Annotated in this window: 19 protein-coding genes; 5 read left to right on the top strand and 14 right to left on the bottom strand. The window is 28.7% G+C overall.

What is annotated here, in order from left to right:
• Positions 1-5: 5 nt before the first annotated feature.
• From dut to H6553_12055, 4 genes are all read right to left on the bottom strand, one after another.
• The gene (gene dut / locus H6553_12070; protein MCB9034567.1) at positions 6-440 is read right to left on the bottom strand and encodes a dUTP diphosphatase; all 435 of its coding nucleotides are present in this window, start codon (positions 438-440) and stop codon (positions 6-8) included.
• Between the two features lie 111 nt (positions 441-551).
• Positions 552-2036, bottom strand: coding sequence for an oligosaccharide flippase family protein (locus H6553_12065; protein MCB9034566.1), 1485 nt, complete (start codon positions 2034-2036; stop codon positions 552-554).
• 184 nt (positions 2037-2220) lie between these two features.
• Complete coding sequence (locus H6553_12060; protein ID MCB9034565.1) at positions 2221-2742, bottom strand: hypothetical protein; 522 nt, start codon at positions 2740-2742, stop codon at positions 2221-2223.
• Between the two features lie 361 nt (positions 2743-3103).
• The gene (locus tag H6553_12055; protein MCB9034564.1) at positions 3104-3832 is read right to left on the bottom strand and encodes a M48 family metallopeptidase; all 729 of its coding nucleotides are present in this window, start codon (positions 3830-3832) and stop codon (positions 3104-3106) included.
• A gap of 136 nt (positions 3833-3968) precedes the next feature.
• Here H6553_12055 and H6553_12050 point away from each other — a divergent pair, with 136 nt between their 5' ends.
• Positions 3969-4460, top strand: a complete 492-nt coding sequence (locus tag H6553_12050; protein ID MCB9034563.1) for a mechanosensitive ion channel — start codon at positions 3969-3971, stop codon at positions 4458-4460.
• A gap of 65 nt (positions 4461-4525) precedes the next feature.
• Here H6553_12050 and H6553_12045 read toward each other — a convergent pair whose 3' ends face one another.
• Positions 4526-4975 (bottom strand): GatB/YqeY domain-containing protein, encoded by a 450-nt coding sequence (locus tag H6553_12045; GenBank protein MCB9034562.1) that lies wholly within the window; start codon positions 4973-4975, stop codon positions 4526-4528.
• Positions 4976-5082: 107 nt separating this feature from the next.
• On the opposite strand from H6553_12045, the gene H6553_12040 reads away from it, so the two are divergent.
• From H6553_12040 to H6553_12030, 3 genes are all read left to right on the top strand, one after another.
• Entirely contained in the window at positions 5083-6609 is a 1527-nt protein-coding gene (locus tag H6553_12040) for a hypothetical protein (protein ID MCB9034561.1), read from the top strand.
• A gap of 152 nt (positions 6610-6761) precedes the next feature.
• The gene (locus H6553_12035) at positions 6762-7796 is read left to right on the top strand and encodes a hypothetical protein (GenBank protein MCB9034560.1); all 1035 of its coding nucleotides are present in this window, start codon (positions 6762-6764) and stop codon (positions 7794-7796) included.
• 232 nt (positions 7797-8028) lie between these two features.
• Positions 8029-8727: a hypothetical protein gene (locus H6553_12030; GenBank protein MCB9034559.1), complete on the top strand. Its 699-nt coding sequence runs from the start codon at positions 8029-8031 to the stop codon at positions 8725-8727.
• A gap of 76 nt (positions 8728-8803) precedes the next feature.
• On the opposite strand, the gene H6553_12025 is transcribed toward H6553_12030, so the two are convergent.
• The 9 genes from H6553_12025 to H6553_11985 all read right to left on the bottom strand — a co-directional run bounded on the left by H6553_12025 (position 8804) and on the right by H6553_11985 (position 18906).
• On the bottom strand, positions 8804-9343 hold the full coding sequence (locus tag H6553_12025; protein MCB9034558.1) for a hypothetical protein: 540 nt from the start codon (positions 9341-9343) through the stop codon (positions 8804-8806).
• Positions 9322-11328, bottom strand: coding sequence for an excinuclease ABC subunit UvrB (gene uvrB / locus H6553_12020; GenBank protein ID MCB9034557.1), 2007 nt, complete (start codon positions 11326-11328; stop codon positions 9322-9324). Before uvrB ends, H6553_12025 begins: the two co-directional genes overlap by 22 nt.
• A gap of 111 nt (positions 11329-11439) precedes the next feature.
• A complete protein-coding gene (locus H6553_12015; protein MCB9034556.1) occupies positions 11440-12096 on the bottom strand; it encodes a hypothetical protein in 657 nt (218 codons plus the stop codon).
• A 6-nt stretch (positions 12097-12102) separates the two neighbouring features.
• On the bottom strand, positions 12103-12483 hold the full coding sequence (locus H6553_12010) for a RidA family protein (protein ID MCB9034555.1): 381 nt from the start codon (positions 12481-12483) through the stop codon (positions 12103-12105).
• A 293-nt stretch (positions 12484-12776) separates the two neighbouring features.
• Positions 12777-13517, bottom strand: a complete 741-nt coding sequence (locus H6553_12005; GenBank protein MCB9034554.1) for a hypothetical protein — start codon at positions 13515-13517, stop codon at positions 12777-12779.
• 140 nt (positions 13518-13657) lie between these two features.
• A complete protein-coding gene (locus H6553_12000) occupies positions 13658-14248 on the bottom strand; it encodes a DUF4082 domain-containing protein (GenBank protein ID MCB9034553.1) in 591 nt (196 codons plus the stop codon).
• A 188-nt stretch (positions 14249-14436) separates the two neighbouring features.
• Positions 14437-16191 carry an Ig-like domain-containing protein gene (locus tag H6553_11995; protein ID MCB9034552.1) on the bottom strand — a complete coding sequence of 585 codons (1755 nt, stop codon included), beginning with the start codon at positions 16189-16191 and terminating at the stop codon, positions 14437-14439.
• Entirely contained in the window at positions 16192-18054 is a 1863-nt protein-coding gene (gene mnmG, locus H6553_11990; protein ID MCB9034551.1) for a tRNA uridine-5-carboxymethylaminomethyl(34) synthesis enzyme MnmG, read from the bottom strand.
• Between the two features lie 420 nt (positions 18055-18474).
• The gene (locus H6553_11985; GenBank protein ID MCB9034550.1) at positions 18475-18906 is read right to left on the bottom strand and encodes a hypothetical protein; all 432 of its coding nucleotides are present in this window, start codon (positions 18904-18906) and stop codon (positions 18475-18477) included.
• A gap of 123 nt (positions 18907-19029) precedes the next feature.
• Between H6553_11985 and H6553_11980 the strand changes: the two genes are divergently transcribed.
• The gene (locus H6553_11980; protein ID MCB9034549.1) at positions 19030-19521 is read left to right on the top strand and encodes an asparaginase; all 492 of its coding nucleotides are present in this window, start codon (positions 19030-19032) and stop codon (positions 19519-19521) included.
• Positions 19522-19634: the final 113 nt, after the last annotated feature.

Genomic DNA, 19634 nt, shown 5'->3' with positions numbered 1-19634 from the left:
TTTTTTTAGATTACTCCTGTATGTCCGAAACCACCTTCGCCTCTTTTTGTTTCGTTGAGTTCGTCTACTTCTTGTAATTTTATTTTTTCGTATTTAGCAATTACCATTTGAGCAATGCGTTCGCCAGTATTAATAATTGTTGTTTCGTTAGACAAATTAATCATTATGATTTTTATTTCGCCTCTATAATCAGAATCAATAGTGCCTGGTGTATTTAAAACAGTAAGTCCTTTTTTCAAAGCCAAACCACTTCTTGGTCGTACTTGAGCTTCGTAACCGTTTGGCAGTTCTAAATATAAACCTGTTGGAATTAAAGCTCTTTGCAATGGTTTTAATACTACTGGTTCTTGAAGATGTGCTCTTAAATCTAAGCCAGCAGAACCATCAGTTTCGTATTCTGGTAAATCGTTTTCTGAGTTATTGACAATTTTTACTTTCATATACTAATCGTTATTGATTTTTACTAGTTGATGTAATCATCAGCCAGTAGTTAAAACAAAGATATGATTTTAGTAGCAAAATAATTGGATAATGCTTGTTTTTGTATGGTGTTAGGATTTTTTAAGAGAAGTAGAGGATTTGGTTTTTACTTCTAAGAAATAAATCATTAACAAATAAATAGTAAATAAAACGAAACCAATTGCTGTACTTATTATAAGTGATGAAGATTGATTGAGCAATAAAAATAAACCATATAATGCAAATGAAGTGAAAATATACAATGCAATTCGTTTTAAATTATATGGAATTGGATAATATTTTTGCTCTGTAATATATCCAATTAACAGCATAGAAAATGCACAAACAAAAGTAGTGATTGATGCTCCAATATATCCTAATTTTGGTACTAGAATAATATTTAAAACAATAGTAATTACAGCTCCAGCTATAGCAATGATTGCACCAATATAAGTTTTGTCTTTTATTTTGTACCAAGTAGATATTTGAAAATACATACCAAAACATAAATATGCTGCTAATAGTATTGGAATAATTTTAGCTCCAACGAAATATGCTTTGGCATTTGGTGAATACCATAAAAACAGTTGTTGTATAATTGGCATAAACAGATTAATCAACAAGAAAATAACACAAGCACAAATAACAAAAAACAACATCGTTCTGGCATACACTTGTTTATTATCTGCTTGTTGTGCTGCTTTAAAAAATATTGGTTCTGCTGCATATCGATATGCTTGTAAAAACATACTGATAATCATAGCAAATTTGTAGTTGAAACCATAAATACCTAATTGAACTTTGTTCGTTACATCATCATAAGGTAAAAGATGTACCATAATCACTCTGTCTAACATTTGATTAACCATTCCTGCTAAACCAATAAGCATAATTGGCAAAGCATAAACAAACATTTTTTTGTGTAGTGATAGATTAAATCCAAATTTAATAGCACTGAGTTTTGGTATTAAACAAACTAAAGTTAATAAACTTGCAAATAAATTAGCAATAAAAATATAACTTACTGTAGATACTGTATTGTCAATCCAACCAAATGTAATTGTAGAAACATTAATAACATTATAGAAGAAAACTAAACACAATCCAATAAAAAATACAATATTTAATATTTTTAAAAAGGCAAATTGTAATGGTCGATTGTCTGCTCTTAACTTAGCAAAAGGAATAGCTGCCAATGCATCGAAAGACATAATTAAAGCAAATAGCTGTATAAATAAATGCGATTCTTTTACAAAATTTGAAATGCTATTTTGAAATCCGAAAGCAAACAATATAAACAACACAACAGCAATAAGTACACTATAAAAAGCAGTTGCAAAAACTTGTTTGTTTTCTCCTTCTTTGTTGATGAAACGAAAAAAAGCGGTTTCCATTCCATGCGTTAGTACGATTAAAATAAATCCAGCGTAAGCGTAAAAATTAGTATAAATACCAAATTCTTCTTGCGTTACAAATTTGATGATTAGAAAACCAAACAAAAAATTAATGACTCTTGCTATGATGCTACTCAGACCATAGACAACTGTGTCGGAAGCTAATTTTTTAACTACGCTCAATTTGTTTTTTTGTAAAGATGAAAAGAATTATATAACATTTTGAAATTAATTTTATTATTTGTTGTTATTTCTGTTTTTACAGCAAACTTTACTATGATAGATTCCGTACATTTTTCGTTCCTCAAAATTACGGAATGACGCACCTTTTTCAAATATTACTAGTTTTATCATCACAACTAACATGTTATTTAACTGAAAAGGAATTGGCAATACTGTTTAAGTCATTTTCCCAAACCGACCTTTTATGTCTAAAAATCCAAGAAGTTAGTTGATACAAATTGTGTTGCTTGTCTTCATAAAGATTTACAAAAAACAACATTCTTTTTTCTTGATTTTTTGATGCTACAATTCCAGAAATAATTGCTCGTCTTGTAGTTAAACCATTAGAAAGCGTATACGAAGTATCTTGTTCTAACAAAGCATCTCTTACATTAGTTAATAGTTGTTTTGTTATATTGTCAAAGGTAATATTAAAACCATTTGAACCTGGTTTTTGTCCTAAATCTGCTACGAAGAAATACACATCTCTATAATCGTTTTGAGCACTAATTACATTGTTTTCTTGTGGATATACTTGCTTGTTTTTATTGAGATACGATGGATATTCTAAATGAATGTTTTCATTGTCAAACACTTTAGGTTCATCGCTGTACTTACAAGCAGAAAATGTAAAAAGAATGATTGCGAATGCTAAAAATCGGAACATGAGACAAAGATACCAACTAAAAGTTAATTTTTACTTACTGGTTATTTTCGTTAATAAACAGTTGATAGTTTTTATGACAAGAGGTAAAATCTAAAAAATTGTTTTGTTCATTTTGTCTTGATGCAAAACGAACCAAAACCTGCTTGCCAGCAGGCAAGAGTCAAGAAACATTTAAGGCAATTTTGCTTTTCTTCGTTTTTATTTTGGTGAAGCAAACCGATGATAAATTTGTCTCTTCATGCCTATTGCTCGTTCCTCGCAATGCAATTTCGAGACATTTACATCTATTGCTGAAAATATTTCGGACTTAAACCTTTTAGGTCTGTTTTTTTAGATTTTTGATATGTTATATATATTAATGCTAAAAATCAAATTCGCTACCATGTTTGCTCAACCATTTATCTTTGGTTTGATAATCTGGCATGGCTTTAGCAACTAAAATCCAAAATTTATCAGAGTGATTCATTTCTTTTAGATGTGCTAATTCATGAATAATTACATAATCAATAATATGTATTGGCAACAACAATAGTTTTGTAGAGAACATAATGTCTTTTTTGGAAGAACAACTTCCCCATTTTGAAATAGTATAATTGAGTTTTACAGAGCGAATGTCTTCTTGAAAATATTGTTGATTGAATTGTAGTGTTTTATTGATGATTTTTTGCAAGAAATATTTTTGAGCAAAACGAATTAATAGTTTCTGTATAATTTTTACTGATTGATTTTCATTGTTTGTAAGTTGAAGATAAATAAGAATTTTACCATCTCCAAGATAACTTAATTGATTTTTCTTAGCATGGAATTGATGTGTAATAGTAAATACTTTATCGTATATCGTAAATGTACGATTTTGATAAAAATCTAAAGATTTGCTTTGATGTTTATATACATTTTTTGAAGCAATTTTTTCTTTTGCCCAAGCAATATGTTCTTTAATGGCTTTGTTTTTTTCGTCATTACTAATATGAGTTGGCAATCGAATGATAATATTTTTTTGAGTTAAAGCAACTCTTGAGTTATTTCTCTGTTCTACATAAACTTTAATTGGAACAGGTAAGCTTTGTACTTCTATGGTTTTGTATAGCATATTTATCTCAAATTACGAATTAGAAATATATAGACAAAGCATCAAGTTTCATAATTTTTGTCTTGAACAATAGTTAACATTTAAATTAGATGATATAGAAACCTTTTGTAGTAAAATTTTGTTATACTTTTGCACTATGAATGAGTTAGAAATAAAGATTGTTATTACTTTATCAATTATTGGATTTTATATTATCTCCAATTTATACATAAAAGATTTTATATATAAAACACTAAAAAAGTTTCACTTTAGCTTAGAAAGAAGACAACTAACCATCAAGTTATTCTCTTTGATTTCTGGTGTTGTTGGCATTATTTTTTTAGCAGCCATTTGGGGAATCGAAAAAAATCAAATTGGTTTATTTATCTCTTCTGCTTTAACTGTACTTGGTGTTGCTTTTTTTGCACAATGGTCCGTTTTATCAAATATTACTTCTGGAATTATAATGTATTTTAATCATCCGTTAGGTATTGGCGATAATATTTTAATTGAAGACAAAGATTTTCCTATAGAAGGTATTATTATAGATATTTCTTTTTTCTTTATGCATATTAAAACTATACAAGGCAATACTATTACCATTCCAAATAATGTAGTAATACAAAAAGCAATTAAAATTAATAAATAATATATTATTATATTTAATATAAAAAACTGAAAGACTCTTCGCTACTCTAAGATTTGATGCTTATTCTAACCTAAAACAGATTTTACAATAGCAGAAATTCTACCACCATCTGCTTTTCCTGCTAGTTGTTTACTTGCAATTCCCATTACTTTTCCCATGTCTTGCATAGAGGTTGCTCCAACTTGTGCTATAATATTTTTAACAGATGTTTCAAGTTCTTCATCGCTTAATTGTTTTGGCAAATACGACTCTAAAATATCCATTTCTTCTTTTTCTTTCACGGCTAACTCTGCTCTTCCTTCTTTAGTAAAAATATCAAACGACTCTTTTCTTTGATTGAATAATTTTTGAATTACTTTAATTTCTTTGTCTTCAGAAATTGTTCCATCGCTACCTTTTTCTGTTTTAGCTAACAAAAATGCAGATTTTATAGCTCTAAGCGTTCTTAGTTTAGCTTCTTCTTTAGCCAACATCGCTTGTTTTATCTCATTATTAATATTTGCATCTATACTCATAATAGTGTAAAGATAGGAAATCTACACTTTAGTTTGTTTTATTAATTTTATAAACTTTATTTTTTTTATACTATATTAATACTTTCTTTGATTTAGAATAAAAAAACATGGAAAAAACAAAGAACGAGTTACATTTATTAATTCAAAGTTTATCGTCTACAGAAAAGGCCTATTTTAAAAAATTTGCTTACAAAAGAAAAAATGAGAAAGACAACGACTACTTTTTAGTTTTTGATATTCTAACCAAACAGGAAACATTTAGTGAAACCGACTTAAAAAGAAAATTAAAAAATTCATCTATTATAGATAGACTGCCACAAGCTAAAAAATATCTTTTCGATTTAATTATAAATACTTTTACTACAAACCAAACAGGAGATAGTCTTGCTGCATCTTTTGATATAGAAATTAATCAAATACGATTTTTAATCGATAGAAAAATTATTAATACAGCAAGCAAACGACTTTCAAAACTTAAAGATAATATTTTAAAATATGAAGCTCTTGAATTTTATAGTCAATACTTCCAATTATATAATGGTATCCTTTCTTACAATAAAGACGACGAACAAGAAAGAGTCAATTTAAATAATGAGTATAAAAAAGTACTAGAACAATTAGAAAATATTAGAATATATGAGCATCTAAAAAATTTATCTTTTGATTTAAAAAGAAATAAAGAAATATTATATATACGAAAAGAAGAAAATAAAGAAATAAAAAATTTTGTATTAGAAAAAGATTGGCTATCTAAAGAAGAAGCAGCCATAACTATTCGTTCCAAATTACTATTTTACTTTATAAGAAATCAAGTTTGGCTAATGTCTTCAGATGTTGAAAAAGCATACAAAGAAACACTTATTCAATATGAACTATTAAAACAGAATAAAGATTATGCTACATATAATTTGAAAGACTTTGTTAAAATAATGGCAAACCTAATACGAAGAATGCAGAATACCAATCAATTTGAAAAGTTTGACGAAGTAAAAACAACTTTGCAAAAAACGCTTTCAAAAATTAACGATGATACTTTTGTTCGCGTTAAGCGATTTGAATTAATGTATGTAGATAGAAATCTGAGCATAGATTTATTTCATTTTGATGAAATAAAAAATATACTTCCAGAATTTATATTTGTATATAATAATTATTTTAAAGATAGAAGAGATACGCTACTTACTATTTGCAATGATATTGTTTTAACTTATATTTATTTAGATGATTTTGAAAATGCATTGACTTATATCAATTTACTTTTAAACGACAAGTATCTAAAACACTCTAAAGATTTAGAAAGCTATGGTTTTATTATTAGACAAATTATTTTGATAGAATTAAAACAATCTATTTTCAATGAAAATGAATATTACAACATTAAGAAAAAATTGTATAGAGATAATAAATTATATCAAATAGAAAATAAAGTTTTAGATATGCTAGAAGAATATTCATTAGTAGAAACATCTAAAGAAAAAGCTAAAGTAATAGCCAATTATCAAGCAGAAATACTAGAAATGCTAAAAAATCCACTACAAAAAAACTTCTTAAAATATTTTCAAATTGATTGGTGGATGACTGCCAAACTACACAATAAAACCATTTATCAATATTTTAATAAGAAAAAACAATAGTCTCTTCTTCTAGTATTACATTATAGAAAAAGCACTTATCAATAAACCAAGGACATTTATTAAAAAAAGTAAATCACTTACCTATATAGAAAATTAGACACTTTATTTTTTAAGATTTTTGATTATAACTAATATCAATAAAAATATAGTATATGAAAAATCTTAAAATGAATTTAGTAGTAAGTCTTATTATTTTAGCTATGATAAGCATCATTTCTTGCAATAAAGAAGAAGACAATACGCCTACTCCAACGCCAGAACCAACACCAACAGTGCTTAGTCCAGATACGCTTAGCTTTTCCCAAACAACAACTTCTGGTAATATTTTTTCTGCAAGAAGATGGCACAGAACGACAGTTTTTAACAACAAAATTTGGTTAGTTGGTGGAGAACTCGCCGATGGCTATACGCATGATAATGCTGTATGGTCTTCTACTGATGGCATTACTTGGAATGAAGTATTAGCCGATGGTCACACTCAATTTTTACCTGTGGCTGGTGGTGCTTTATTAACTTTTAACAATAAAATGTGGTTGATTGGTGGATTTTTAGAAGGTGCAAGATCTAGAAATAAAATTTGGAACTCTTCTGATGGTATTACTTGGAATGAAGTAACTACATCTAGTATTTTTTCTGCCAGACACTTTTTCGGAGCAACTGTTTACAATAACCAAATGTGGGTTGTTGGAGGAACAAACAATAGTTCTGTTACTGGTTTAAACGATGTTTGGTCTACAACTGATGGTATTACTTGGGTGCAACATACAATAAGTAGTGATACTTTTAGCAACAGACTACATAATAAGTTAGTAGTATATAATAATAAATTATTTTTAATTAGCGGATATTCTGATGGAAACTATTATAATGATGTTTGGTCTACAACCGATGGAAATTTTTGGACAAACGAAACCGAAAATAGTGATAGCACTTTTGTTAGTCGTTATAGTTTTGAATCCGTAGTATATAATAACTCTATTTATGTTATTGGTGGTCAAAAAGATGGTGGAAGTATAACCGATGAAATTTATAAATCTACCGATGGAAAAAACTGGATACAAAATGTTATAACTACAAGTTATGGTGCTAGAAGAGATTTTCAAGCAGTACTATTTAATAACCAATTATTAATTATTGGCGGATTGGCTAATGGTAATATTACTAATGATATTTGGACATTAAATTAAACACAATCAACCTTTATATTAAAGAGCAATTTTATATATTTAAAGTTGCTCTTTTTTATTTCTAAAGCAATACTTATTTTGACATATAAACGATTGATTATCAGTATAAATATATTGATGCTTTTCTACTCTAAAGCTATATTTTTAGTCTTCTTTTGTCTTTTTATGTACTTGTTACTTACTATAAATTTGATGTTATAATTAATTATTTCACATTTTAAAATTAAACATCATGAAAAAACTTAGCATTTCTTTTTTTGTATTAGCACTCTTTATGCTATTTACAACTCAATGTAAAAAAGAAGATAACATTACAACTTCAGGAATTCCTGAACAAGTAACTAGTCAAATTCCAGATTCTCTTTTTCAAGTATTAAAAGACCTAGGAATGCCAATTTACGAAGGCAATTCTCCAACAACAATAAATGGTATATATATTATTTCTCCAAACAAATTAAAAAACTCGAACATTAGTGGAGATGTAATTGGACATGTCTTTGTGCCTGATAAAATAAAATTTGAAAGTCAAGATAATAATAAAAGAGAAGTATATTTTCAAAAAAAGAATACCATTAGTGTTTCAAGCAATGAACTCTCTTATACTTCTGGCGAAGGCGATTATTTTACTGTTTATTCTATAGTAAATAATTTTAAGATAAATACTGATGGAGACACTACAGATATTCAACAATTTTTGTTTATGTTTTCTGGTAAAAAATCTAGCAATAGCGATGATATTGAAGACTTGTATTACTCTTTACTATCTACCAAAGAAATTAAAAACACAACTAATGCGTTTATAAAAGTTGGAGAAGGTCGTGTAATTTATGATAGTGATAAAATAACTGTATCTACCAATACATTTAGATTAGCCAACGAAGACTGGACACCTAGTGAAAACTATATTAATCCATTAACATTAAAACCATAACAAAAAACATTGTTTTGAACTAAAAACAAAACACTAGTTTTTTTCATGAAGTCCTACAGTTTTTTGTAGGACTTTTTTATTTATTTTTCTTTACATAATAAAAAACTGCAAACAATATTATTATTTCAATTGGCATAATTATAAATCCTGTTTTAACAGCAATAAAAGAAATAGGAATACTACATATAAAACTAATAATTACAATATATAGTATTATTTGATTGGTTTGTTTTTTTGTGTCTTTTATTTTCTCTTCTAATATTTCTGCTTCATTTTTATAGTGAAGCACATATGTTTTATAATTTTCAATTAAAGTATTCCAAACAGCTATATCTTTTGGCGAAGTAATGACTTGTTGTGTATTGAGGTTGTATACTATATTTGCTGTCATGTTTTGTAATGATATATCTATCTGACTTTGTAGGTTTAATGGATTTGTTACAAATGCATTTTTAAACACACTACCTTTTTTAAAAGAAATTGTGTTTTTTATTGTGTCTTCATCTAATATTATAAAATTATATTGTAAAAAATATTCTTTAGTTCTTCTTAAAAAACTAATTTTCTCTTTTATTTCAAAAGTCGTTTCTATTTTCATTCTATCTTCTTCTGCCATTCAAACATTTCATCTCGAAGTCGAGCAGCTTCCATGAAGTCCATTTGCTTACTTGCCTTTTGCATTTGTCTTTTTAGTTCGGCAACCTTCTTTTCAATTTCTGGTTTAGATAAATATTCTATCGTAGGTTCCGCAGCTGTTTGTTTTATTTTTTCTTCTTGTATTGGTTTTTCTCTAATGTCTAAAATAGAAGCACCACTAATAATTTCTTCTTTACTCTTAAAAACTGTTCTAGGTGTAATATTGTGTGCTATATTATATGCTATTTGTTTTTCTCTTCTTCTGTTGGTTTCATCAATGGTTTGTTGCATACTTTTGGTAATGGTATCTGCATAAAAAATAACCATACCATTAGCATTTCTTGCAGCTCTACCAGCCGTTTGTGTCAACGATCTAGTATTGCGTAAAAACCCTTCTTTGTCTGCATCTAAAATTGCCACCAAACTTACTTCAGGAATGTCCAAACCTTCTCGTAGTAAATTTACACCTATCAATACATCAAAATCACCAATTCGTAGTGCTTTAATAATTTCTACTCTTTCCATAGTATCAACATCACTATGTATATATTTAGCTTTTATATTAATTTCTTTAAAATATTTAGATAACTCTTCTGCCATTCTTTTGGTAAGTGTTGTAACCAAAACTCTTTCCTCTTTTTTTATGCGTTCATGAATTTCATGTATTAAATCATCAATTTGGTTGATGCTTGGACGAATAACAATTGGTGGATCTAACAAACCTGTTGGACGCACGACTTGTTCTACAAATTCGCCTTCTGTTTTACTCAGCTCATAATCGCCTGGCGTAGCACTTACAAAAATTGCTTGGTTAATTAATGATTCAAACTCATGAAAATTTAAAGGTCTATTATCTAAAGCTGATGGCAAACGAAAACCATATTCTACCAAATTTTGCTTTCTACTTTTATCGCCTCCACTCATTCCTGCTACTTGCGGAATGCTTACATGGCTTTCATCTACTACTAATAAAAAATCGTCTGGAAAATAATCTAGCAAACAGAATGGTCTATCACCAGCATGTCGTCTATCAAAAAATCTCGAATAATTTTCTATACCACTACAATAACCTAACTCTCTAATCATCTCTAAATCGAAGTTGGTTTTTTCTTCTAATCGAGCAGCTTCTTCAAACCTATTTATGCTTTGAAAATATTTTATGTGTTCTTGTAATTCATCTTGAATTTCGTTGATGATGGTTGGCAACATATCTTTTGGTGCTAAATATATACTTGCTGGATATATTAATACATTGTCTCTTTTTTCGATAGTTAAACCATTCTCTGGATTAAAAGATTCTATGGTTTCAATATCATCACCCCAAAATGTAATACGATAACCAAAATCGGTATATGGTAAAAATATTTCTACCGTATCACCAATTACTCTAAAGTTACCTCTGTTGAATTCATCTGTAGTTCTTTCATATAAAATAGAAACTAAATCAAATAAAAATGTATTTCTAGAAATGGTTTGCCCAACTTGTAGTTTTATTATTTGATTTTTATAAGCTTCTGGATTTCCCAAGCCATAAATACAAGAAACCGAAGCCACTACAATAACATCTCTTCGTCCACTCATTAGTGAAGAAGTAGTACTTAATCTAAGTTTTTCAATTTCTTGGTTGATAGATAAATCCTTTTCTATATAAGTATTGGTTGCTGGTACATATGCTTCTGGTTGATAATAATCGTAGTACGACACAAAATATTCTACTTTGTTGTTTGGAAAAAAAGATTTGAACTCTGCATATAACTGAGCCACTAGTGTTTTGTTGTGTGTTAAAACCAATGTTGGTTTTTGTATTTGTTGAATTACATTGGCAATAGTAAAAGTTTTTCCAGAGCCAGTTACACCTAATAATACTTGTTCTTTTTCATTATTAATTAAACCATTATACAATTGATTGATTGCTGCTGGCTGGTCGCCTGCTGGTTGAAATGGTAATTGTAAATCAAATTGCATAAATAATTAAACATTGCGTATTCAAAATGGTTTTTTTGCAAAAACAGATTCCGTATATTTTTCGTTCCTCAAAATTACGGAATGACGAGCGATATATTATAAGTTATATTATTATTTTACAAAAGGAATAATTAAATTGGTAGTTTGTGGCTGACCTGCTTTTGTTGCATTAATAAATTCTGGTAGTTTACTAATAGCATCTGCAACTGGTTGTTCTGCTGCTTTACAATTAGATTTCACCAATTGAACTATAGATACTTTTCCAATATCACTAACTTCTATATAATAATAAACAGAGATTTTATCAGAGCCATCATCTGGTTTACAGTTGTTTGGTAGCTTTACATTTTTAGCAACAAAAACATTCATTGCTTGGTCGCCATTTGGAAACATTGCCCTTCTATAACCTTTACCTTGTTGATCGTACTCTTTCATTATTTTTTCTGCATTAGCAAAAAAGTTAGTGTCATATAAAGAGTCTAGTTTTTTTTGAACAGCATCATTGTAGCATTTTCTATACTCTGGTGTGGTTTTATTTTCGTTTATTTTTACTAAGTTTTTTTCATAAAAATTGTTTCCTATTTTGACTTCCAAATAAGCATTCATTGCATTATATTTTCCATCAATATAAAATTTTATTGCATTGGTGTCACTAAGCATATCTGCTTTTGCAGAATCTTTTGCTTGAGAACAATATTGATTGTTTTTTTGAGCTAAAGCTCCAAAGTTAAATCCAAACAAAAAAACAAGTATGTAAATATATTTCATAATAATTTATTTTATAGCAATGCAAGATATTTCTACGCTTACATTTTTTGGTAAACAACTTACTTCTACAGTTTCTCTAGCTGGTGGTTGATTTGAAAAATAGCTTCCGTAAACTTCATTCATTTTAGGAAAATCATGCATATCCTTTAAAAAAATAGTTGTTTTTATAATATGACTATAATCCATATCATTAGCTTGTAAGATATGACCAATGTTTTGCATCACTTGTTTTGTTTCTGCTTCAATACTATCTCTTACTACTACACCAGAGAATGCATCAATTGCAACTTGACCAGAAACAAATAACATGCCATTTGCTACAATAGCTTGAGAATATGGTCCTATTGGTTCTGGAGCTTCATCGGTATAAATCACTTTTTTAGCCATTGTATAAATATACTGCGTTGTTTGCTGTGTTGCCAAACTATATTTATGAATATTTGTTAATTAGTCTAAATTATAGATTTTGCCAAACCTTTAAAATACTAATTGAAATTTTAGATGAATTACTGCTTCTAAGTTTAGTATCATCTACTTTTGTCTTGATACAAAAGTAGCAAAAAATCAAGACTGCAATATCTACCTGTCGGTAGACAGGTAATCTACTTTATAGCAGTTTATAGTTTGAGATTGCCACAATTTTGTTCGTTCCTCTCAAAATTTCGCAATGACGAGAAGTATTACTGTCCTTCTTTTCGTTTGTAAACATCGTCAACAAACCACATTTCGTTTTTATAAATAAAATCGACTATTGCTGTTTTGGTTGGTTCATCGTACTTGGAAAAGATATTATAACCACTTTTTAATAGCGACTTTCCTAATTTTATGCCTTCTACATCTTCTTTTGGAAAAACATGTGGTTTTTTCTCCATGGTTTGTATAACATGATCTAATATATCGAGTGTTTTTTGTAATAGTTTAGTATTTACCATTGCACCGAATAAACTTTTCACATCGTTGATGAATTTTTCAATTTCTTCTCTTGGTAAACGATACATGCATTCTTCAAATTCTTCATCGGAAATTGGTGGTGTTATAGCTTGCTTATTCGCAATGTCTACCATTGATTTTTCAAAATTTTTAGCACCAACAAAAGAATTTAGTGAGTCCATACCTGCTTTTAATGCTTTTAAAAACTGACTACCAAATTTAAAAATAGCTCGAGTCATATCTCCAAAGAGATTCCATATTTTTTTAGGCGACCGAACATAGTCTGCTAGATTAGCAAAAGCAGCTTCTAGTTTTTTTCTTTCGTCTGCTGGTGGATATATAGTAGTTAAAAAATAATTTTTAATTTCTTCAACTATTTCTGGTGTAATACTTGGAGGTAAGGTAAACCTTTTTTGTAAGCCATCGAAATTATATCGTTTAGCTACCATTTCTCTAAACTTATTAATAATGTGCTCTTCTTTGGTTTCCATTTTTTAAAAATACATAGATTTTTAGAAACAAGTGCCAAGATTTTTAGACATTTACTTTTAGACAAATAAAAAAATCCCAAAGCAGAGAAAACTACTTTGGGACATTTTAAACTAATTGTTTTATGAAGAAGATGTTTTATTTATTCTTCTGTTTCGTAAGTAAAATCAACAATTCCTGCTAAATAATCTGTTTCGTACATAGTAGGATATACTGCATCCGTCCCAAATGAAGAACCCACCCATGCATATTTTTGTATTTTTACATTTCCTTTCGTTATTGGATATGGATAATCTGCAGAGCTTGTTCTCTTTTTTCGAAACCAATCATTAGATAACATAGTAATGGCATATTTTTTTGAAGTAGATAATTCTACTGCTGTAGCCAAATTATTAAACTTCATAGTATTTGCTACAACAGTTACTGTTGTTTGTGCTATAATAGAAGTATCGGTTAAATCCCATAGTGTTGCTCTTATATCTCCAGCATCTGGACTTTTAACACCCAACTGAGTTACTTTTCCATTTTTAGTAACACTAAACTCAAAGCCAAATTCAAAAACTCCATAATTAATAAAATCATAATTTAAAGTTGAGTCACTTAATACATCATCATTAAATAAAGTAGTAAATGGATTTTCTGTTACTATTGTTTTGTCTTTTTTACATGATGAAATAAGCGTAATAGCTAATAACAAGATTACGCTTAGTGTTGTTAATTTTATTGTTTTCATAATATTATATTTTCTGTAAATGTATTACAGTATTTTGAAAAAAGCCAATTAAATGTGTGAACGGACGAAATTTTGAGTGAACGGTCATTTTTCTAGTAGTAAGATTGTTTGTAGTAAGTATTAAAAATTTTTTTGTTTAGATTTTTAGACTTTATTTTAGACAAATAAAAAATCCCAAAGCAAGAAATTTACTTTTGAAGACCGCCTTTTGTTTTTGGTGAAGTAGTTTTATTTAAAATTTCGTTCGTATTTTCTTCTAAACCTTTTTGTATTTTTGTATCTGTATTTTTAATATTTGTAGATTCTGTTTTTTGATTAAAATCTACTTTTATGGTTTCTTCGCTATCCCAATTTTCTTTTATTATAATTGCTTGAGATTTATATTTTTTTTCTGGTAATGTTTTTAATTCAAAGTTTCCGCTGTTCCAAATTCCATTGTCATTATCGTCTTTTATAATTTCTACAAAATATTGACCTGCTGGTAACATTTTATAGTTGATTTGAAGCGTCTGAGAATCGCGTAAAAAATGTTGATCTAATACTTTGCCTTGATTATCTTTTAAATTTGCGATTAAATATAGTGATTCTTCTTGTAACTCAATGTTAATCAATAAGTTACCTGCTTTTTTAACTGATTGACCTAAAATGGAAATTTTTTGCATTTTTGTATAGTTTTGACCAAAATCTACCAAAAATGAATCTGCTAAGACTAATTGATAGTTCATGTTGTCTTGCCACTGTGCTTTTATATGATATGACTGCCAATCGTTGTCTTTTTCTATTGTAAAAGGAATTGATGTCTTAGTAGAATCTAACAATTGTACTTTTGATGAATCGATATTGAAAATAGAAAAAGAATTGCTTTTGAGTTTTAAAGCAGATCCTTCAAAAACTTTATAAATTGTAGAATCATTAAAAATAGTAAGCAACTCTTTTTTGTTATTGATACTTAAATTTATAGTTGAATCTATTAATTGTTTGTTGTGAAACACTTTTAAACCTATGCGACCTGTATCTTGACTAAGATTTGGAAAATAGACTTTACTTGTTTTTTCACCATTTGGAAAAGCAATGGCATTAATCATCGTATCTGGAAATACCTGAATGGCTATTTGGTCTTTTGTTGGTGATATATTTTTATTCCACGAAATATTGAATTGATTGTTGACAATACTTTTATCTGTTTGCAATACTTTAAGTTGATTTGGTTCTGGTGTAAACAATTCTAATTTGATGTTGCTTACATTGGAATCTATTGTAATTGCTGAATCTAAAAAAGCAATATTTTCGTTAGGTAAATCGTAGTAATAGTTGTTATTTAAATCGGTTAATGCATATACTTTATAAGTACCTTGTTTTAAATGCTGAATGATAGCACTTCCATCTTTTTCAATTTTTGATAAATAAAAAGGAGCTTCTTTTAAAAAAGCAGAATCGTTTAAATCTTTATACAACAATAAATACGAATTATCTGGAATACTAGTTTCTGTAAAATCTATTTTGGTTTTTAATTCTAATGAATCTATAAAATCGCCTGTTGAAAAAACGAAAGTATAATTTGGAAACGGATTGCTTTCATTTACATCTACAATATTATCTCCAAAAAAAACAGAATAAGTCGTGTTTGGTATCAATGTATCTTTAAATGAGATATAGATGTCGTTTTTCTTTACTTCTATTTTTGGTTTATTTTGCAATTTTGGAGAAACAATGATATTTTGTTGATTATTGACTTGCACAAACTCGTTAAATTGTAAATGTATTTGATGCGTATTAAAGTTGGTTGTTTTATTAGCTGGTATTTCTGTTAATAACTCTGGTGGTGTTTTGTCTCTTTCTCCACCAGTTGGCGAAGTAATAACTGCACATTTAGCAAAAAAGAACACTATTAATAATGTGCTTATTAAAATTTTTGTATGTCGTTTTTTGACGCTATTTATCATTTATCTTCCTAAATATACCATTAAAACAGCAATATCTGCTGGAGAAACACCACTAATTCTAGAAGCTTGACCTAGATTAATTGGTTTAATTTTGCTTAGTTTTTGTTTTGCTTCTATAGATAAAGATGGTAAATCAAAATAATTAAAGTCTGAACGCATTTTGATATTTTCCAATTTATCCATTTTTTTAACTTGTTCTTGTTCTTTTTTCAGATATCCATCGTACTTAATTGCTAACTCTGCTTGTTCTAAACATTCGTCACCAAAAGTATTAAATGCTTCTTGTAGCTCAGGTAAATGATGCAACAACTCTTTTAAGTGAACATTTGGTCGGGCAATTACCTTATCTATTTTTTGTTTTTGTTGTAACGGTGCACTTTCTTTAGATTCTAAATAAGCATCTATTTGAGTGCCATCTACACTAAAATCTTCTAATGTATATTTGATTTGGTCTATTGCTTTTAGCTTTTCTTGTACTCTATCGAATCTTTCTTTTTCTGCAAAACCTAAACGATAAGACATTTCTGTTAAACGAATATCTGCATTATCTTGTCTTAATAGAATTCTAAACTCAGCTCTAGAAGTAAACATTCTATAAGGTTCATCAGTACCTTTGTTTACCAAATCATCTATCAACACACCAATATAAGCTTCTGAGCGTTTTAACACAAATGGTTCTTTTTCTTGAATAGCTAAATGAGCATTCATTCCAGCAATCATACCTTGACTTGCAGCTTCTTCGTAACCAGTAGTTCCGTTTATTTGTCCAGCAAAAAATAGGTTTTTAATGAGTTTCGTTTCTAGTGTTAGATTGAGTTGTGTTGGTGGAAAATAATCGTATTCTATGGCATATCCTGGACGAAACATTTTTACTTGTTCAAAACCAGGAATTTTAGTAAGTGCTTTGTATTGTACTTCTTCTGGTAAGGAAGTAGAAAAACCATTGACATAAATTTCTACCGTATTCCAACCTTCTGGTTCAACAAAAATTTGGTGTCTATCTTTATCTGCAAAACGGTTTATTTTATCTTCGATAGAAGGACAATATCTTGGTCCAAGTCCTTGTATTCTACCTTGAAACATCGGAGATTGGTCAAAACCTGTTTTTAACAGCTCATGAACTTCTGTATTAGTATAAGTAATCCAACAATGTCTTTGTTCTTTTGGTTTCTCTATATTCTTAAATGAAAAGCCAACAATATCTTCATCGCCTTGTTGAATTTCCATTTTATCGTAATTCAAACTTCTACCATCAATTCTTGGTGGTGTACCTGTTTTCATTCTACCACTTTCAAAACCTAAGTTTTGTAGTTGTTCTGTAATTCCTTTAGCTGCTTTCTCTCCTGCTCTACCTCCACCAAATTGTTTTTCGCCAATATGAATGATGCCATTTAGAAAAGTTCCATTCGTTAAAACTACTGCTTTCGCTCTAATTTCTAAACCCATTCCTGTAGTAATACCAACTACTTTATTGTCTTCTACAATGATACCATTTACCATTTCTTGCCAAAAATCGATATTGGGTGTTTCTTCTAGCATTTTACGCCACTCTAAATGAAACAGCATTCTATCATTTTGTGTTCTTGGACTCCACATAGCTGGTCCTTTAGACTTATTGAGCATTCTAAATTGTATCATAGTTTTATCTGATACAATACCAGAATAACCACCCATGGCATCAATTTCTCTAAGAATTTGACCTTTAGCTACACCACCCATTGCTGGATTACAAGACATTTGTGCAATAGTTTGCATATTCATAGTAATGAGTAGTACCTTACTACCCATTTTGGCTGCAGCCACAGCAGCTTCGCAACCAGCATGACCTGCACCAACTACAATTACATCGTATTGAGAAAACATTGATGCAAAGATAGTAAATTAGCAATAAGTAAAATCAACTTTGTTAAATGTTGAGTTTATTTCAGTTTTTATATTTAAATAGATTCCGTTCCGAATTTCGGAACAAGTTCGGAGTGAGATAGCATATATCAACAGTAATTAACAGTAGTGTTATAAACATGTTGATTAATTTGTGAGTTATAAATAGATTCAAGACTTTTAGATTTTAGATACAAGACTTATTTATATACACTACATAGAAAAACATCAACAATACATAGTTGCTTATTATACCAATACTCTGAATGTTTCATGTGGAACATTGTAAAAGAATAAAGATTAGTAGATATTAGAATCAAGATATTGATTAAGCATTCCTAGTTATAATAAGAACTAGCTTCTTTTAATAATAAAGTCTAAAATCTTGGCTCTATAAATCTATCAAGCAACTTGTGTAGTAGTATTTCTAGAATTAAAAATTGCATAAGCTATAAAAGCCATTGGAATATAAGCACCAAAAATATCGCTATAAGTAAACCATAAAGGTGCAGGAATATTTGCTAAACTAATAAATCCACCAACTAAAAAAACAATACCTACTATTAAGCAAACATACATTCTACTAGAAGCCGAAATAAAAACTGCAATTAAAGCTCCTACTAAAGTTCCTAATGCATGAGCCAATAAAGGAAAAATAAAATGCTTATTTTCTAGTAGGTCAATATTTTCTTGAAGACTTGCAAGATTGGTTACATCTACTCCTTCTGGTGGTTGAATGATAGTTTTTCCAATTACTATGATTAATAGATTAACTAGACTACCGACTACTACACCAATAATTATAGCTAATAAGTTTCTTAAAAAGTTTTTCATAAAGTCGGTTTTAATATTCTACGATATTTGTGATAAAAATGTTTCACATGAAACAATTTTATGAACCAAGATTAATAGATAATAGAATCAAGACTAAATTATAACTTTACAAAAAAAGAATTTATGCAAGCAATTAGAATTTTAGTAACTGGTGGAACTTTTGATAAAGAATATGACGAAATAAATGGTCGTTTAGATTTTGAACAAACTCATGTTCCTGAAATGTTGAAATTAGGAAGATGTAGTTTATCTATTGCTGTAGAAACTTTAATGATGATAGATAGTTTAAAAATGACAAATCATCATCGCAAAACAATTTTAGATGCTTGTAAAAATGTAGCAGAACAACAAATTATAATTACTCACGGAACAGATACTATGGCAAAGACTGCTACTTATTTAGCTAAAGCCAAAATAGAAAAAACGATAATACTTACTGGAGCAATGATTCCATACAAATTTGGAAGTTCTGATGGTTTCTTTAATTTAGGTGCATCTATTGCTTTTGTTCAAACGCTAGCTAATGGTGTATATGTTTGTATGAACGGAAAATATTACCACTGGAATAATGTAGTAAAAAATAAGCAAACTGGTTTTTTTGAAACGATGGTTTGATGGTTTGAATTGTTTCACATGAAACATTAGAGATGTTTTACTAATAAATAAGATGCTGAAACAAGTTCAGCAAAAATAAGAGATGCTTCGTTAATAGATAAGATGCTGAAACA

This window comes from Chitinophagales bacterium (genome assembly GCA_020636535.1).
In the GTDB taxonomy this organism is placed as follows: Bacteria; Bacteroidota; Bacteroidia; order Chitinophagales; family JADIYW01; genus JADJSS01.
The sequence above is the reverse complement of the archived record's forward strand: the minus strand, read 5'-3'. Positions and strand labels throughout refer to the sequence as shown.

Excerpts from the sequence above, each read along its gene's own strand:
- dut (MCB9034567.1), bottom strand. The coding sequence starts at position 440 with ATGAAAGTAAAAATTGTCAATAACTCAGAAAACGATTTACCAGAATAC.
- H6553_12060 (MCB9034565.1), bottom strand. The coding sequence starts at position 2,742 with ATGTTCCGATTTTTAGCATTCGCAATCATTCTTTTTACATTTTCTGCT.
- H6553_12055 (MCB9034564.1), bottom strand. The coding sequence starts at position 3,832 with ATGCTATACAAAACCATAGAAGTACAAAGCTTACCTGTTCCAATTAAA.
- H6553_12050 (MCB9034563.1), top strand. The coding sequence starts at position 3,969 with ATGAATGAGTTAGAAATAAAGATTGTTATTACTTTATCAATTATTGGA.
- H6553_12045 (MCB9034562.1), bottom strand. The coding sequence starts at position 4,975 with ATGAGTATAGATGCAAATATTAATAATGAGATAAAACAAGCGATGTTG.
- H6553_12040 (MCB9034561.1), top strand. The coding sequence starts at position 5,083 with ATGGAAAAAACAAAGAACGAGTTACATTTATTAATTCAAAGTTTATCG.
- H6553_12035 (MCB9034560.1), top strand. The coding sequence starts at position 6,762 with ATGAAAAATCTTAAAATGAATTTAGTAGTAAGTCTTATTATTTTAGCT.
- H6553_12030 (MCB9034559.1), top strand. The coding sequence starts at position 8,029 with ATGAAAAAACTTAGCATTTCTTTTTTTGTATTAGCACTCTTTATGCTA.
- H6553_12025 (MCB9034558.1), bottom strand. The coding sequence starts at position 9,343 with ATGGCAGAAGAAGATAGAATGAAAATAGAAACGACTTTTGAAATAAAA.
- uvrB (MCB9034557.1), bottom strand. The coding sequence starts at position 11,328 with ATGCAATTTGATTTACAATTACCATTTCAACCAGCAGGCGACCAGCCA.
- H6553_12015 (MCB9034556.1), bottom strand. The coding sequence starts at position 12,096 with ATGAAATATATTTACATACTTGTTTTTTTGTTTGGATTTAACTTTGGA.
- H6553_12010 (MCB9034555.1), bottom strand. The coding sequence starts at position 12,483 with ATGGCTAAAAAAGTGATTTATACCGATGAAGCTCCAGAACCAATAGGA.
- H6553_12005 (MCB9034554.1), bottom strand. The coding sequence starts at position 13,517 with ATGGAAACCAAAGAAGAGCACATTATTAATAAGTTTAGAGAAATGGTA.
- H6553_12000 (MCB9034553.1), bottom strand. The coding sequence starts at position 14,248 with ATGAAAACAATAAAATTAACAACACTAAGCGTAATCTTGTTATTAGCT.
- H6553_11995 (MCB9034552.1), bottom strand. The coding sequence starts at position 16,191 with ATGATAAATAGCGTCAAAAAACGACATACAAAAATTTTAATAAGCACA.
- mnmG (MCB9034551.1), bottom strand. The coding sequence starts at position 18,054 with ATGTTTTCTCAATACGATGTAATTGTAGTTGGTGCAGGTCATGCTGGT.
- H6553_11985 (MCB9034550.1), bottom strand. The coding sequence starts at position 18,906 with ATGAAAAACTTTTTAAGAAACTTATTAGCTATAATTATTGGTGTAGTA.
- H6553_11980 (MCB9034549.1), top strand. The coding sequence starts at position 19,030 with ATGCAAGCAATTAGAATTTTAGTAACTGGTGGAACTTTTGATAAAGAA.